The organism is Mycobacterium shigaense (assembly GCF_002356315.1).
In the GTDB taxonomy this organism is placed as follows: domain Bacteria; phylum Actinomycetota; class Actinomycetes; order Mycobacteriales; family Mycobacteriaceae; genus Mycobacterium; species Mycobacterium shigaense.
The window spans coordinates 4781959-4795871 of record NZ_AP018164.1; the positions used below are offsets into that span (position 1 = coordinate 4781959).

General features: G+C 66.0%; 15 protein-coding genes. 7 read left to right on the plus strand and 8 right to left on the minus strand.

What is annotated here, in order from left to right:
- Positions 1 to 98 precede the first annotated feature (98 nt).
- From MSG_RS22475 to MSG_RS22500, 6 genes are read right to left on the minus strand one after another with little or no spacing between them, the layout of a single operon-like run.
- Complete coding sequence (locus tag MSG_RS22475) at positions 99 to 1268, minus strand: lipid-transfer protein (protein WP_096443155.1); 1170 nt, start codon at positions 1266 to 1268, stop codon at positions 99 to 101.
- The gene (locus MSG_RS22480; RefSeq protein ID WP_096443157.1) at positions 1268 to 1669 is read right to left on the minus strand and encodes a MaoC family dehydratase; all 402 of its coding nucleotides are present in this window, start codon (positions 1667 to 1669) and stop codon (positions 1268 to 1270) included. The genes MSG_RS22475 and MSG_RS22480 overlap by 1 nt, the downstream gene beginning before the upstream one ends.
- Complete coding sequence (locus MSG_RS22485) at positions 1666 to 2628, minus strand: bifunctional MaoC family dehydratase N-terminal/OB-fold nucleic acid binding domain-containing protein (protein WP_096443159.1); 963 nt, start codon at positions 2626 to 2628, stop codon at positions 1666 to 1668. The genes MSG_RS22480 and MSG_RS22485 overlap by 4 nt, the downstream gene beginning before the upstream one ends.
- Entirely contained in the window at positions 2625 to 3788 is a 1164-nt protein-coding gene (fadE29, locus tag MSG_RS22490; protein WP_096443162.1) for an acyl-CoA dehydrogenase FadE29, read from the minus strand. The genes MSG_RS22485 and fadE29 overlap by 4 nt, the downstream gene beginning before the upstream one ends.
- Entirely contained in the window at positions 3779 to 4792 is a 1014-nt protein-coding gene (locus tag MSG_RS22495; protein ID WP_096443164.1) for an acyl-CoA dehydrogenase family protein, read from the minus strand. Before MSG_RS22495 ends, fadE29 begins: the two co-directional genes overlap by 10 nt.
- Positions 4792 to 6042: a cytochrome P450 gene (locus MSG_RS22500; RefSeq protein ID WP_096443166.1), complete on the minus strand. Its 1251-nt coding sequence runs from the start codon at positions 6040 to 6042 to the stop codon at positions 4792 to 4794. The genes MSG_RS22495 and MSG_RS22500 overlap by 1 nt, the downstream gene beginning before the upstream one ends.
- Positions 6043 to 6163: 121 nt before the next feature.
- On the opposite strand from MSG_RS22500, the gene MSG_RS22505 reads away from it, so the two are divergent.
- The 4 genes from MSG_RS22505 to MSG_RS22520 all read left to right on the plus strand — a co-directional run bounded on the left by MSG_RS22505 (position 6164) and on the right by MSG_RS22520 (position 9616).
- Positions 6164 to 7339 (plus strand): steroid 3-ketoacyl-CoA thiolase, encoded by a 1176-nt coding sequence (locus MSG_RS22505; RefSeq protein WP_096443168.1) that lies wholly within the window; start codon positions 6164 to 6166, stop codon positions 7337 to 7339.
- A 7-nt stretch (positions 7340 to 7346) separates the two neighbouring features.
- A complete protein-coding gene (locus MSG_RS22510) occupies positions 7347 to 7733 on the plus strand; it encodes a hypothetical protein (RefSeq protein WP_096443170.1) in 387 nt (128 codons plus the stop codon).
- Positions 7734 to 7743: 10 nt separating this feature from the next.
- Complete coding sequence (locus MSG_RS22515) at positions 7744 to 8196, plus strand: nitroreductase family deazaflavin-dependent oxidoreductase (protein WP_096443172.1); 453 nt, start codon at positions 7744 to 7746, stop codon at positions 8194 to 8196.
- A 229-nt stretch (positions 8197 to 8425) separates the two neighbouring features.
- Entirely contained in the window at positions 8426 to 9616 is a 1191-nt protein-coding gene (locus MSG_RS22520) for a cytochrome P450 (protein WP_096443173.1), read from the plus strand.
- 114 nt (positions 9617 to 9730) lie between these two features.
- On the opposite strand, the gene MSG_RS22525 is transcribed toward MSG_RS22520, so the two are convergent.
- Together MSG_RS22525 and MSG_RS22530 are read right to left on the minus strand one after the other, a co-directional pair.
- Positions 9731 to 10636: an SDR family oxidoreductase gene (locus MSG_RS22525; RefSeq protein WP_096443175.1), complete on the minus strand. Its 906-nt coding sequence runs from the start codon at positions 10634 to 10636 to the stop codon at positions 9731 to 9733.
- A 14-nt stretch (positions 10637 to 10650) separates the two neighbouring features.
- Complete coding sequence (locus tag MSG_RS22530; protein ID WP_096443177.1) at positions 10651 to 11448, minus strand: SDR family oxidoreductase; 798 nt, start codon at positions 11446 to 11448, stop codon at positions 10651 to 10653.
- A 65-nt stretch (positions 11449 to 11513) separates the two neighbouring features.
- Here MSG_RS22530 and echA20 point away from each other — a divergent pair, with 65 nt between their 5' ends.
- Genes echA20 through ipdB form a run of 3 tightly spaced genes read left to right on the plus strand, consistent with a single transcriptional unit; the run spans position 11514 to position 13899 of the window.
- A complete protein-coding gene (gene echA20 / locus MSG_RS22535) occupies positions 11514 to 12272 on the plus strand; it encodes a (7aS)-7a-methyl-1,5-dioxo-2,3,5,6,7,7a-hexahydro-1H-indene-carboxyl-CoA hydrolase (protein ID WP_096443179.1) in 759 nt (252 codons plus the stop codon).
- A complete protein-coding gene (gene ipdA / locus MSG_RS22540; protein ID WP_096443181.1) occupies positions 12269 to 13153 on the plus strand; it encodes a cholesterol ring-cleaving hydrolase subunit IpdA in 885 nt (294 codons plus the stop codon). Before echA20 ends, ipdA begins: the two co-directional genes overlap by 4 nt.
- The gene (ipdB, locus tag MSG_RS22545) at positions 13150 to 13899 is read left to right on the plus strand and encodes a cholesterol ring-cleaving hydrolase subunit IpdB (protein ID WP_096443183.1); all 750 of its coding nucleotides are present in this window, start codon (positions 13150 to 13152) and stop codon (positions 13897 to 13899) included. The genes ipdA and ipdB overlap by 4 nt, the downstream gene beginning before the upstream one ends.
- Positions 13900 to 13913 lie beyond the last annotated feature (14 nt).

Here is a 13913-nt window from a genome sequence, read left to right on the forward strand (position 1 = left end):
AGCGACCACCGACGCCGCCTCGAACGTGACGCTGCAGTCACGTTCGGGCTGCTGCGTGACTGCAGCGTCACGCTCGGCACTGCGGAACCAGAAGAGCGTCAGCCCAGGATCAATCCCGACGTGGGCACGCCGGTCCCGGCAGTGACGACCACGTGCTCGACGTCGGGCACGGGGTTGACGGAGGTGCCCCGCAACTGCCGCACCCCCTCGGCGATTCCGTTCATCCCGTGGATGTATGCCTCGCCGAGCTGGCCGCCGTGCGTGTTGATCGGTAGCCGGCCGCCCACCTCGACAGCACCGTCGGCGATGAAGTCCTTAGCCTCGCCGCGGCCGCAGAATCCCAACTCCTCCAACTGAATCAGCGTAAAGGGGGTGAAGTGGTCGTAGAGGATCGCGGTCTGGATGTCGGCCGGCTTGAGACCGGACTGCTGCCAGAGCTGCTGACCGACCACGCCCATCTCCGGCAGACCGAGTTCGGCTCGGTAGTAGCTGACCATCGTGTACTGGTCGGGACTGGCACCCTGCGCCGCTCCTTCGATGACTGCCGGCCGCTGCTTGAGGTCCCGCGCACGCTCCACCGACGTCACCACGAGGGCTACCGCGCCGTCGGTCTCCTGACAGCAATCCAGCAGCCGCAGCGGTTCGGCGATCCACCGCGAATTCTGATGGTCCTCAATGGTTATCGGCTTCTCGTAGAAGTACGCCTTCGGGTTCTTGGCGGCGTGCTTGCGGTCCGCGACCGAGATGGCGCCGAAATCGCGGCTCGTCGCGCCCGACCAGTGCATATACCGCTGGGCGATCATCGCGACCTGGGCGGCCGGTGTCGACAGCCCGTGCGGATAGGAGAACGAATTATCCGCCGCCGTCGAATCCGCTTGAACGCCTGCATTTCCCACCAGTCGGGTCTGCACCTGACCAAAGCGCTGGCCGGAACGTTCGTTGAACGCTCGGTAGGCCACCACGACGTCCGCCAGTCCGGTTGCGACGGCCGCCGCGGCATGTGCGACGGTCCCGCACGCCGCACCCCCGCCGTAACCGGTCTGGGCGAAGAACCTCAGGTCGCCGATGCCGGTCGCCCGCGCCACCGCGGTCTCGTTGTTGGAGTCCATCGTGAAGGTCGTCAGCCCGTCGACGTCCGACGGCGAAAGTCCCGCGTCGTCGAGCGCATCGAGAACGGCCTCCGCCGCCAGCCGCAGCTCGCTTCGGCCGGAGTTCTTCGAAAAGTCGGTAGCGCCAATACCGACGATGGCGGCCCTACCCGACAGCATCAAGCATCCCCAATCGTGAGCGTGGCGGTCGCGATGACGTGGTCGCCAAGACTGTTGCGGCCGAACACCTTCACCGTGATCAAACCGTCCTCCACCGCCGTCACCTCACCGGAGAAAGTGATCGTGTCGTAGGCGTACCACGGCACGCCCAGCCGCAGCCCGATCGACTTGATCAACGCCGTCGGCCCCGCCCAGTCGGTCAGGAAGCGCTGCACCAGCCCGGTGTCGGTGAGGATGTTGACGAAGATGTCCTTGGATCCCTTGGCCTGCGCCAGATCCCGGTCGTGGTGCACGTCCTGGAAGTCGCGGGTGGCGATGGCCGTGGAGATGATGAAGGTCGGGGTGCCTTCGATCTTGAGCTCGGGCAGCGTTGTGCCCACTTCGATGGCGGGCGCGCTCATGCTTGGGGCTCCCAAGCGTAGAGGGTCCATTCGGGTCCGGACTCGCCGGCGGGAAAGTCGATAAAGGTTGCGCGGACGGGCATTCCGATCTTCACCGCAGCGGGGTCCACCCCCCGCAGCTCGCCCAGCATGCGGACGCCCTCTTCGAGTTCCACCAGCGCGATGACGAAAGGCAGCGTGCGCCCGGGCACCTTGGGCGCGTGATGCACCACAAAGCTGTACACCGTGCCCGCCCCACCGGCCACCACGTAGTCGATCGGCTGCTCTTTGTCCTGCCACACCGCCGGCACCGGTGGGTGCTGCAGGCTGCCGTCGGGACGCCGCTGGATGCGCAACTCGTGCGCCGCCACACCCTCCCAGAAGAAGGCGGTGTCGCGCGACACCGCGGGGCGCATCATGGCGTCGGCATCCAGATCCTCCGGCACCGAAGACGGGTCCGCTTGCGCCTCGCGCGGCTTGAATTTGAGTATCCGCCATGCCATCTCGGCGACATCCTCGTCACCCACGCGCCATGTGATGTGCTGATTGATGAACCAACCCTCACCGAGCGCCGTCTGCTTGGGGCCGACGACGTCACGCATTTCGGAGTGCACGGTCACCCGCTCGCCGGGCCGTAGATACCGGTGGTAGGTCTGCTCGCAGTTGGTGGCGACCACACCGACGTAGCCGGCGCCGTCGAACAACTCCATGATAGGGCCCATGGGATCGTCGGTCGGGCGTTCCCCGCCCAGGCCGAACATCGTCCACACCTGAATCATGGCCGGCGGCGCGACGATTCCGGGATGGCCGGCCGCCCGGGCCGCGGCCTCGTCCACATAGATCGGGTTGCGGTCGCCGAGCGCCTCGACCCAGTTGTTGACGATCGGCTGGTTTACCGGATCGCGGCCCACGCGGGGCGCGGCTACGACGGTGGACGTGATCTCGGCGACGGCCTTCTTGATGCGGTCCGCGTCCGTCATCGAGGCACCCGCGGCACGTTGAGGCCGGCCGCAGCGATCATCTCGCGCATCACTTCGTTCACGCCTCCACCGAAGGTGATCACCAGATTGCGCTTGGTCTGCGAGTCGAGCCAGTCGAGCAGCTCGGCGGTGTCCGACTCGGCCGGGTTGCCGTATTTGCCGACGATCTCTTCGGCCAGTCGACCGATACGCTGAATGCTCTCGGTTCCAAAGACTTTCGTCGACGCGGCATCCGCGACGTTGATATCCTCGCCGGCGGCGGCCACCTGCCAGTTGAGCAGCTCGTTGATACGCCACATCGAGTAGATCTCGCCGAGTGCGCGCTTGACGTCCTCGTGGTCGATCGGCGTGACCCCGTTTCCGCCCGGCTTGGACGCCCAAGCATGCAGCCGGTCGTAGATGCCGGCGGTCCGGCCCGCCGGACCCAGCATCACCCGCTCGTTGTTGAGTTGCGTGGTGATCAGCCGCCAGCCGCCGTTCTCCTCGCCGACAAGCATGTCGGCCGGGACGCGAACGTCGTTGTAGTAGGTCGCATTGGTGTGGTGGGCGCCATCGGAGAGGATGACCGGTGTCCAGGAGAAGCCGGGATCCTTGGTGTCGACGATCAGGATCGAAATACCCTTGTGCTTCACGGCTTCCGGGTCGGTGCGGCAGGCCAGCCAGATGTAATCGGCGTCGTGGCCTCCGGTGGTCCACATCTTCTGGCCGTTGACGATGTACTCGTCGCCCTGACGCACGGCCGACGTCCGCAGCGATGCCAGGTCGGTACCCGCCTCGGGTTCGCTGTAGCCGATCGCGAAGTGCACCTCACCGGCAAGGATCGCAGGCAGGAACTTCTTCTTCTGCAACTCGCTGCCGAACTGCTGCAGGGTCGGGCCCACCGTCTGCAGCGTCACCGCGGGCAACGGTACGTCGGCGCGATGCGCCTCGTTGACGAAGATGGACTGTTCGATCGGGCCGAAGCCCAAGCCGCCGAACTCCTTTGGCCAGCCGACGCCGAGCTTGCCGTCCTGGCCCATCCGCCGGATCACCGCGCGGTAGGCCTCGTTGTGGCGGTCGGACTCCATCGCCTTCGCCTCTTCGGGCGTGATCAGATTCGAGAAGTATTCGCGGAGCTCCGCCTGCAGCTGCCGCTGCTCGGGAGTCAGGTCTATGAACATTGCGCTCCCACCAGATCGAGGCGATGAGAAGGTCCGCCCAGCAGGCGGGACAGGTCTTTGATCGTGGAGTAGTACCGGTGCATCGGATAGGTGATGTCCATGCCCATGCCGCCGTGCAAATGGTGGCAGGTCTGCATCACCGGCGGGGCCTGCGACGCGATCCAATACCCGAGCACATCGAGATCGCCGTCGGCGTCGCGGCCTTCGGATAGCCGCCACACCACCGACTTCGCCGCCAAATCGATGGTGCGCGACGCGATGTAGACCTGGGCCAGCTGCGCGGCCACCGTCTGGAAGGTCGACAGCGGCTTGCCGAACTGCTTGCGCCCGGCCACGTAGTCGGCCGTCAGCCGCAGCGCCCCGGCCACCAGCCCGTCGGTGAAGGCACCGATCGCCGCCAGCGCCAGGTCGTTGACGCGACGCACCGTGGCGCGGGCGAGCACGTCGGTGTCGGGAACCGCGACCGCTGCGAACGTCACCGTGTATTCGTCGGAACCGTTCGATGTCGGCGTGCGAACCAGCTCCACGCCGTCGGCCTTTGGCGATACGACGACGACCGCGCTGTCTGCGGTCACGACGATCCAATCCGCTTGTTCGGCATACGGCACAGCGACTTTGGTGCCCGACAACCGCCCGCCGGCGAACGTGGTGGCGGGCCGGTCGGGCAGCGCCGAGCCGGGCTCGTTGAGCGCCGCGGTCAGCACCCCGCCCTCGGCGACACCGGCCAGGAACCGATCTTGCTGTTCGTCGGAGGCAAGATCGACCAGCGGCACCACACCGAAGCCCAGCGTGGCCAACGCCGGCGTGATGGCACCGCGGCGGCCGACCTCGGTCAGCACCGTGGCGACCTCGGCCAGGCCCACACCGTCACCGCCGAGGCGTTCGGGCACCGCAAGCGCCGTCACGCCCCCGCTGACCAAAGCGTCCCAGCCCAAATCCCTTTCGAGTACCGACGTGGCCACGTCGGCGACGGCTTGCTGCGTCGCAGTGAGATCGAAGTCCATCAGGACCTCACCGCGCTCTTCCCCGTGTAGTCCACCTGCCAGTGCTTGATGCCGTTGAGCCACCCGGACCGCAGCCGCTCGGGCTCGCCGATCGGTTTGAGGTCCGGCATATGATCGGCGACCGCGTTGAAGATCAGATTGATGGTCATGCGGGCCAGGTTCGCCCCGATGCAGTAGTGCGCACCGGTGCCGCCGAAGCCCACGTGCGGATTCGGGTCGCGCAGGATGTTGAAGGAGTGCGGGTCGTCGAAGACCTCTTCGTCGAAGTTGGCCGACCGGTAGGACATGACGGCCCGCTGCCCTTTCTTGATCAGCACACCACCCAGCTCGACGTCTTCGCTGGCGGTGCGCTGGAACGCCGATACCGGCGTGGCCCAACGGATGATCTCGTCAGCCGTGGTCGACGGCCGCTCCTTCTTGAACAGCTCCCACTGATCCGGGTTGTTCGCCATCGCGATCATGCCGTGGGTGATCGAGTTGCGCGTGGTCTCGTTGCCCGCCACCGCGAGCATGACGACGAAGAAACCGAACTCGTCGTCGGAGAGCTTCTCGCCGTCGATGTCGGCCTGGACGAGCGTGGTGACGATGTCGTCGGTGGGGTTCTCGGTGCGCTCGACCGCCATCGCCATCGCGTAGGCGATCAGTTCCATCGACGACTGCGCGGGATCGACCGTCGCGTACTCGGGGTCGGTGCCCCCGGTCATCTCGTTGGACCAACGGAAGAGCTTGTCGCGGTCCTCCTGCGGCACACCGAGCAAGCCGGCGATGGCCTGCAGGGGCAGCTCGCATGACACTTGCTCGACGAAGTCGCCGCTACCCTCCGCGGCCGCGGTCTTCGCGATGTTCTCGGCGCGCTGGGCCAGTTCGGCCTCCAGGCGCCCGATGGCCCGGGGCGTGAACCCGCGGGAAATGATCTTGCGCAGCCGGGTGTGGTGCGGTGCGTCCATGTTCAGCATGACGCTGCGCTGCAGCTCGACCTGCTCCCGCTTCATCTCCGGCGGCCACGTCGGGATGGCGCCGTTTTGCCAGCTGGAGAAGATGTCGCTGCGGCGGGAGATCTCTTTGACGTCTGCGTGCTTGGTGACGATCCAGTAGCCGTTGTCCTCGAAGCCACCCGAACCGCCGGGGATATCGACCCAGTGGATGGGCTCCGCCTTGCGTAGCTCGGCGAGCTCCGTGACGGGCAGCCCGGCGAGGTTGACATCGGGGTCAAGGAAGTCGAAGTCTACGGGAATGTTGGGGGGTGCCATGTAGGTGCGCTCCTCAATTGCAACGTGTTCTAGTGCCAGTAAAACACGCCTCCTGCGCAGATAAAAGGCAGGTCATCATCCTCGCTTGTCAGAGTAATGAAACGTGTTCTAGCCTGACGGAATGGGTAACCCTGTCATCGTTGAAGCCACACGTAGCCCTATCGGTAAGCGGAACGGGTGGCTGTCCGGTCTGCATGCCACCGAGTTACTGGGGGCCACGCAGAAGGCTCTTGTGGAGAAGGCCGGCATCTCGTCTGATTTCCAAGCCGGCGACGTCGAGCAGATCATCGGCGGCTGCGTCACGCAGTTCGGCGAACAGTCCAACAACATCACCCGCGTCAGCTGGCTGGTCGCCGGGTTGCCTGACCACGTCGGCGCCGCGACCGTCGACTGCCAGTGCGGAAGCGCGCAGCAGGCCAATGGTCTGGTCGCGGGTTTGATCGCCGCGGGTGCCATCGACATCGGCATTGCATGCGGCATCGAGGCGATGAGCCGGGTCGGCTTGGGGGCGAACGCCGGCCCCGACCGCGGGATCCTGCGGCCGGCGTCCTGGGACATCGATCTGCCGGATCAGTTCACCGCCGCCGAGCGCATCGCCAAGCGCCGAGGCATCACCCGCGAAGACATCGACCAGTTCGGTTTCGACTCGCAGCGTAAAGCGCAGCAGGCCTGGGCCGAGGGCCGGTTCGACCGCGAGATCAGCGGCATCGAGGCGCCCGTGCTCGATGAGAACAAGCAGCCGACCAGCGACCGGCACGTCGTCACCAAGGACCAGGGCCTGCGCGAGACCACACTGGAGGGCCTGGCCTCGCTGAAGCCGGTGATCGAGGGCGGGATCCACACGGCCGGCACGTCGTCGCAGATCTCCGACGGCGCGGCGGCCGTGCTGTGGATGGACGAGGACAAGGCCAAGGCGCTCGGCCTGAAGCCGCGGGCCCGCATCATCAGCCAGGCGCTCATCGGCGCCGAGCCCTACTACCACCTGGACGGCCCCGTGCAGTCGACCGCCAAGGTGCTGGAAAAGGCCGGCATGAAGATGGGCGACATCGACATCACCGAGATCAACGAGGCCTTCGCCTCAGTGGTGCTGTCCTGGGCGCGGGTGCACAACCCGGACATGGACAAGGTCAACGTCAACGGCGGCGCGATCGCGCTGGGCCACCCCGTGGGCAGTACCGGCAGCCGCCTGATCACCACCGCGCTGCACGAGCTGGAACGCACCGACCAGACCACCGCGCTGATCACCATGTGTGCGGGCGGCGCGTTGTCCACCGGCACCATCATCGAACGCATCTAACTCCTCGGTGCTCGTCTCCGAGGAGAGCCGCATAGCGGCCGCGCAGGCATACATCGATGCGCTGGTCAGCCACGACGGCGATGCCGTTCCGTTCGCGGCCCGGTGCACCCGCATCGAGCAGGGAATCAAGAACGGGTTCTCCGGAAATCATTTGCGGCGCAGCCTCAATCGCGGGCCACAGTACCGGTTGCTCGCCGACACAACACCACCGGATTTCTCCATCGCGGGCGACGATGTGCGTGCCGTTTACGACGTGCTCACCAAGGCCGCGTTCGGTGGCCGTCGAGTCGCCGCCCGAGTCGACGAAACGTTCGTGATCCCCGCCGAAAGTTCAAGCGGGCGAGCCGAAATCCACCACATCAGGGTTCGCTTTTCACCGTTCATTCAGCGCTAGGAGCCAACGAATGCCGAAATCGAAGCCGCGTGCTTTGAACTCGCCGTGGGTCAACTTCTTCATCAAGTGGATGGCCAAGGGCAACACCTGGATTTACCAGCGCAGCAACGGAAAACTCGGCGGCGTGTTCGGCAACGCGCCGGTCGCACTACTCACCACCACGGGCCGCAAGACCGGCGAGCCGCGGGTGAGCCCGCTGCTGTACCTGCGTGAGGGCAATCGCGTCATCCTGGTCGCCTCGCGGGGCGGCAGCGACAAGCACCCGCTGTGGTACCTCAACCTGAAGGCCAATCCCAAAGTGTCCGTTCAGATCAAGGACGAGGTGCTGCAGTTGCAGGCGCGCGACGCCACCGAGGCGGAGCGCAGCGAGTACTGGCCCAAACTGGTGGCCATGTATCCGACGTTCGAGGACTACAAGTCCTGGACGGACCGCGTGATCCCGATCGTGATCTGCGACCCCTAACGCATTACTTCGCCCGGGCCGGAACTCACCGCGGACAAGATGCCTGCTCCGCTCCGCGTAACCGGATTGTCGCCGTCGCCGCCGATTCCGTGCGGGGAAGCGCGCCGCCGCTCCGGTCTCGGTAAACCGCAGCACGTGAAACCTTGACTGATTATATCGTCGCATGTGACGATTTCGTCAGAATGGGGGGTTTGGCCACGCCATGGGCAGCACGCTGTGAGGAGAACCGATGCGTCGCAGACCGGCCGATGTCCCCGCATACAAGCCGGACATCTACTCCACCGCTGCAATAATCGACCCGTACCCGCACTACCAGCGCCTGCGGAAGCTAGGGCCGGTGGTCTGGCTGTCCAAACAGAAGGCGTACGCGCTGCCCCGCTACGCCGAGTGCAAGGCAGTGTTGCGGGACGACAAGACGTTCTTGTCGGGCAGGGGTGTGTCGCTGAATCCGATCGCCAACCGCTTGTCCCGCGGCACGACGCTCAACAGCGACGACGGCGAACACGATCAGCGACGCAAGCTCGTCGCGCACCGGCTCTTACCGCGCGCGTTGCGGGCGATCAGCGACAGCGTGGACGCCACCGCCGCCGCCGTCGTCGTTGCGGCGCTGAACAAGGGTGAGGTCGACGGCGTGACCGACCTCGCCGCCGCCCTGCCGCTGGCCGTGGTACCCGATCTCATCGGTTGGCCCAAAAACCATCGCGATCACCTGATCGAATGGGGCGGAGCGACTTTCGACCTGCTCGGTCCACTTAATCGGCGAGCGATCCGATCGACGCCTCAAGCGTTGAAGATGCTGCGCTTCGCGCACCGCGTCGTTCGCCAACGCGCCGTCCTCGACGGCAGCATGGCACACGAGCTCCTCATCGCCGCCGACGAAGGCAAGCTGTCACACAGCGAATGTCCCCCGCTGATGGTCGACTACCTCGCGCCGTCGATCGACACCACCATGAGCGCCATCTCGAACGCGTTGTACTTGTTCGCCAGCCATCCCGAGCAATGGCAGCTCCTGAAGGAGGAGCCGGACCTGATGGCGAACTCCATCAACGAGGTCGTCCGCTACGAGCCGCCACTGCGTGCGTTTGCGCGTTTGGTGGGCCGGCAGACCGAAATCGCCGGTGTCCCAATCCTTGCCGGGGACCGCGTTGTGGTGATGTACGCCTCAGCCAACCGAGATGAACACGAGTGGGTGCAGCCGGAGGTCTTCGACATCCGCCGGGACGCCGGCCGTCAGATCGGATTCGGGCAAGGTGCACACGCCTGCGCCGGCCAAGGTCTGGCGCGCCTGGAAACGGCGGCCATGTTGCACGCACTGATCGATCGTGTCGACCGTATCGAAGTCGCGGGGACACCGACGTGGGCGATCAACAACATCATCCACCGCCACCAAACCCTGCCACTCAAGCTGATTCCCGCATAAGACTCGCGTGGATGCGCTCGCGTGCGACCCGGCCTTGTACACCTTGCGCCGAACGTGCTCTGGTGGCGAGGATTCGGCGAAAATCCTTCCACCAGTACATGTTCGGCGAAGCGGCTAGGCCCCGTATACCGGGACCGGAGGCCGCGCCTTGGCCAACAGGTCGGCGACGACGGGACCCAACTCGGCGGGATCCCACCGGGCGCCCTTGTCGATCTGCGGCCCGTGCGCCCAACCCTCGGCGATGCGGATCTTGCCGCCTTCGACCTCGAAGACCTTCCCAGTCACGTCGCGGGACTGCTCACTGCCCAGCCAAACCACCAGTGGTGAAACGTTTTCCGGAGCCATCGCGTCGAAGTCCTGGTCCTGCGTCGCCATCATCTCGGCGAAGACGGTCTCGGTCATCCGGGTCCGGGCCGACGGGGCGATGGCGTTGACGGTGACGCCGTAGCGGCCCGTCTCGGCCGCGGCGACCAGCGTCAGGGCCGCGATGCCGGCCTTGGCGGCACTGTAGTTGCCCTGCCCGACGCTGCCCTGTAGCCCGGCGCCGGAGCTGGTGTTGATGATCCTGGCGTCAACGGCTTTGCCCTCTTTGGACAGCCCGCGCCAGTACGACGCGGCGTGGCGCATCGTCGCGAAATGACCTTTGAGGTGTACGGCGATGACGGCGTCGAACTCCTCCTCGCTGGTGTTGGCCAGCATCCGGTCGCGCACGATACCGGCGTTGTTCACCAGTACATCCAGACCACCAAAGGTGTCGACGGCGGTCTGGACCAGCGCTGCCGCTTGATTCCAATCCGCGACGTTGGATCCGTTGGCGACGGCTTCGCCACCGGCGGCCGTTATTTCGTCGACCACGCCCTGGGCGGCGCTGCCGCCGCCCGCCGGGGAACCGTCGAGACCCACACCGATGTCGTTGACGACGACGCGTGCACCTTCGGCCGCGAACGCCAGCGCGTGCGCGCGGCCGATACCGCCGCCCGCTCCGGTCACGATGACGACCCGGCCGTCAACCACTCCCATAGCTGTTGTCTCCTTTACTTGACCGCGCTGGCGGTCGTCGTGGACAGATAGTGCGGCGGTTCGCCGCCGCCGTGCACCTCGAGGGAGGCGCCGCTGATGTAGGCGGCCGCGTCCGAAGCCAAAAATGCTGCGGCCCAACCGACATCCTCGGGCTTGGCCAGCCGGCCCAACGGCACGTTCTTGGAGATCGCGGCGATCGAGTCCGCGTCGCCGTAGAACAAGTCGGCCTGTTCGGTCTCGACCATGCCGACGACGCAGGAGTTCACCCGCACCTTCGGCCCCCATTCCACGGCCAGGGTCTGGGTGAGACTTTCCAGGCCAGCCTTGGCCGCACCATATGCCCCCGTGCCGGGTGACGGTCGCCGGCCGGACAGGCTGCAGATGTTGACAATCGACCCGCCGTTGGGCTGAACCTGCATTTTCTCGTTGGCGAATTGCGAAACCAACAGCGCACCAATGAGATTAAGCTCGATGATCTTACGGTTGAACTTTGGACTGGATTCGGCGGTCAGCACATACGGCGATCCGCCGGCGTTGTTGACCACCACGTCGAGCCGACCGTGCCGGTCGGTGATCTCGTTGATCAACTGCTGGACGGCGACCTCGTCACGGACGTCGCAGGAGTGAAACTCATACGGCAATCCGTCGACGGCGCGGCGGGCACAGGTGACCACCGTGCCGCCCTGCGCGGCGAAGACCGAACTGATCCCGGCACCCACGCCGCGAACGCCGCCGGTGACCAAAACCACGCGCCCGGCCAGTCCGAAATTGATGGCTCCGGCAGAAAGGGGGCCTGCTTCGGCGCGAGTCACTGTGCTAGCGTACCAAGCAAGTGCTTGCTTAGGTAGTCGGCCTCAATTTCACGAGGAAGTGCCAATTGACCATTACATCCACCAGCACAGAGCCGGGCATAGTCGCGGTCACCGTCGACTATCCGCCCGTGAATGCCATTCCGTCGCGCGGCTGGTTCGAGCTCGCGGACACGATCACGGCCGCCGGCAACGATCCCGCAACGCACGTGGTGATCCTGCGCGCCGAGGGCCGGGGCTTCAATGCCGGCGTCGACATCAAGGAGATGCAGCGCACCGAGGGCTTCACCGCGCTCATCGACGCCAACCGCGGCTGCTTCGCGGCCTTCCGCGCCGTCTACGAGTGCGCGGTCCCAGTCGTCACGGCGGTCAACGGATTTTGCGTGGGCGGCGGCATCGGCCTGGTCGGCAACTCCGACGTCATCGTGGCTTCCGACGACGCCACCTTCGGTCTGCCGGAGGTGGAGCGCGGCGCGCTCGGCGCGGCGACGCACCTGTCGCGGTTGGTCCCCCAGCACCTGATGCGACGGCTGTTCTTCACCGCGGCCACCGTGGACGCCACCACCTTGCACCACTTCGGCTCGGTGCACGAGGTCGTCCCCCGCGGCGAGCTCGACGAGGCCGCGTTGCGGGTGGCCCGTGACATCGCCGCCAAGGACACCCGGGTCATCCGCGCCGCCAAGGAGGCGCTGAACCTGATCGACGTGCAGCGGGTCAACTCGAGTTACCGCATGGAACAAGGGTTTACGTTCGAGCTGAACCTCGCCGGCGTTGCCGACGAACACCGCGACGCGTTCGCCGGCACGAAGAAGGGTGAGAAGTCTTGAGCGACAAAAGGATCACGCTCGAGGAGGCTGTCGCCCAAGTCCGCAGCGGTATGACCGTCGGCATCGGCGGCTGGGGGTCGCGGCGCAAGCCGATGGCGTTCGTGCGCGCGCTGTTGCGCACCGACGTCACCGACCTGACCGTCGTGACCTATGGCGGCCCCGACCTCGGGCTGCTCTGCTCGGCGGGCAAGGTGAAGCGGGTCTACTACGGGTTCGTCTCGCTGGATTCGCCGCCCTTCTACGATCCGTGGTTCGCCAAGGCGCGCACCACCGGATCGATCGAGGCCCGCGAGATGGACGAGGGCATGCTGCGTTGCGGGTTGCAGGCCGCCGCACAGCGACTGTCCTTCTTGCCGATCCGGGCCGGGCTGGGCAGTTCGGTGCCGGACTTCTGGGAGGGCGAACTGGCCACCGTCACCAGCCCCTACCCGGCACCGGGCGGTGGTCACGAGACGCTGATCGCCATGCCGGCGCTGAACCTGGACGCCGCCTTCGTACACCTAAATCTCGGTGACAGCCAAGGCAATGCCGCATACACCGGTATCGATCCCTATTTCGACGACCTGTTCCTGATGGCCGCCGAGAAGCGCTTTCTTTCCGTCGAGCGGGTGGTGTCGACCGAAGACTTGGTCAAGGCCGTGCCGCCGCAGGCGTTGCTGGTGAATCGGATGATGGTCGACGGTGTGGTGGAAGCGCCCAATGGCGCCCACTTCACCACCGCGGCACCGGATTACGGGCGTGACGAGAAGTTCCAGCGACACTACGCCGAGGCCGCCTCGACAGCAGAGGGCTGGCAGCAGTTCGTCGCGACCTACCTGTCCGGCGACGAAGCCGAATACCAAGCGGCCGTCCGCAAGTTCGCAGAGGAGGCGGCCAAGTGACCGAGAGCACCCGAGCGGAGGTCTGCGCGGTCGCCTGCGCCGAATTGTTCCGGGACGCGGGCGAGATCATGGTCAGCCCGATGGCGAACATGGTCTCCGTCGGCGCGCGGCTGGCCCGGCTGACGTTCGCCCCGGACATCCTGCTGACGGACGGCGAGGCGCAGTTGCTCGCGGACACGCCGGCGCTGGGCAAGACCGGCCCGGTCGAAGGCTGGATGCCGTTCGGCCGGGTCTTCGAGACGCTGGCCTGGGGACGGCGGCACGTGGTGATGGGCGCCAATCAGGTTGACCGCTATGGCAACCAGAATCTATCGGCGTTCGGTCCGCTGCAGCACCCCACCCGGCAGATGTTCGGCGTGCGGGGCGCGCCCGGCAACGCGATCAACCACGCGACCAGCTACTGGGTCGGCAACCACTCCAAGCGGGTGTTCTGCGACCAGGTCGACATCGTCTGCGGCATCGGCACCGACAAGGTGGACAGGGACAATCCGGCGTTCCGGTTCGCGAACGTCTACCGGGTGGTCTCCAACCTCGGCGTGTTCGACTTCGAGGGCCCCGGCGGCACCATGCGGGCCCTGAGTTTGCATCCCGGCGTCACGGCCGACGACGTCCGCGAAGCGACGTCGTTCGAGATCAATGGCCTCGACTCCGCCGAGGAATCCCGGCTACCGACCGACGACGAGCTGCGCTTGATCCGCGAGGTCATCGATCCGAAAGCGCTGCGCGACCGAGAGATACGATCATGATCATTCCGCCTTCT

Excerpts from the sequence above, each read along its gene's own strand:
- MSG_RS22475 (WP_096443155.1), bottom strand. The coding sequence starts at position 1,268 with ATGCTGTCGGGTAGGGCCGCCATCGTCGGTATTGGCGCTACCGACTTT.
- MSG_RS22480 (WP_096443157.1), bottom strand. The coding sequence starts at position 1,669 with ATGAGCGCGCCCGCCATCGAAGTGGGCACAACGCTGCCCGAGCTCAAG.
- MSG_RS22485 (WP_096443159.1), bottom strand. The coding sequence starts at position 2,628 with ATGACGGACGCGGACCGCATCAAGAAGGCCGTCGCCGAGATCACGTCC.
- fadE29 (WP_096443162.1), bottom strand. The coding sequence starts at position 3,788 with ATGTTCATAGACCTGACTCCCGAGCAGCGGCAGCTGCAGGCGGAGCTC.
- MSG_RS22495 (WP_096443164.1), bottom strand. The coding sequence starts at position 4,792 with ATGGACTTCGATCTCACTGCGACGCAGCAAGCCGTCGCCGACGTGGCC.
- MSG_RS22500 (WP_096443166.1), bottom strand. The coding sequence starts at position 6,042 with ATGGCACCCCCCAACATTCCCGTAGACTTCGACTTCCTTGACCCCGAT.
- MSG_RS22505 (WP_096443168.1), top strand. The coding sequence starts at position 6,164 with ATGGGTAACCCTGTCATCGTTGAAGCCACACGTAGCCCTATCGGTAAG.
- MSG_RS22515 (WP_096443172.1), top strand. The coding sequence starts at position 7,744 with ATGCCGAAATCGAAGCCGCGTGCTTTGAACTCGCCGTGGGTCAACTTC.
- MSG_RS22520 (WP_096443173.1), top strand. The coding sequence starts at position 8,426 with ATGCGTCGCAGACCGGCCGATGTCCCCGCATACAAGCCGGACATCTAC.
- MSG_RS22525 (WP_096443175.1), bottom strand. The coding sequence starts at position 10,636 with ATGGGAGTGGTTGACGGCCGGGTCGTCATCGTGACCGGAGCGGGCGGC.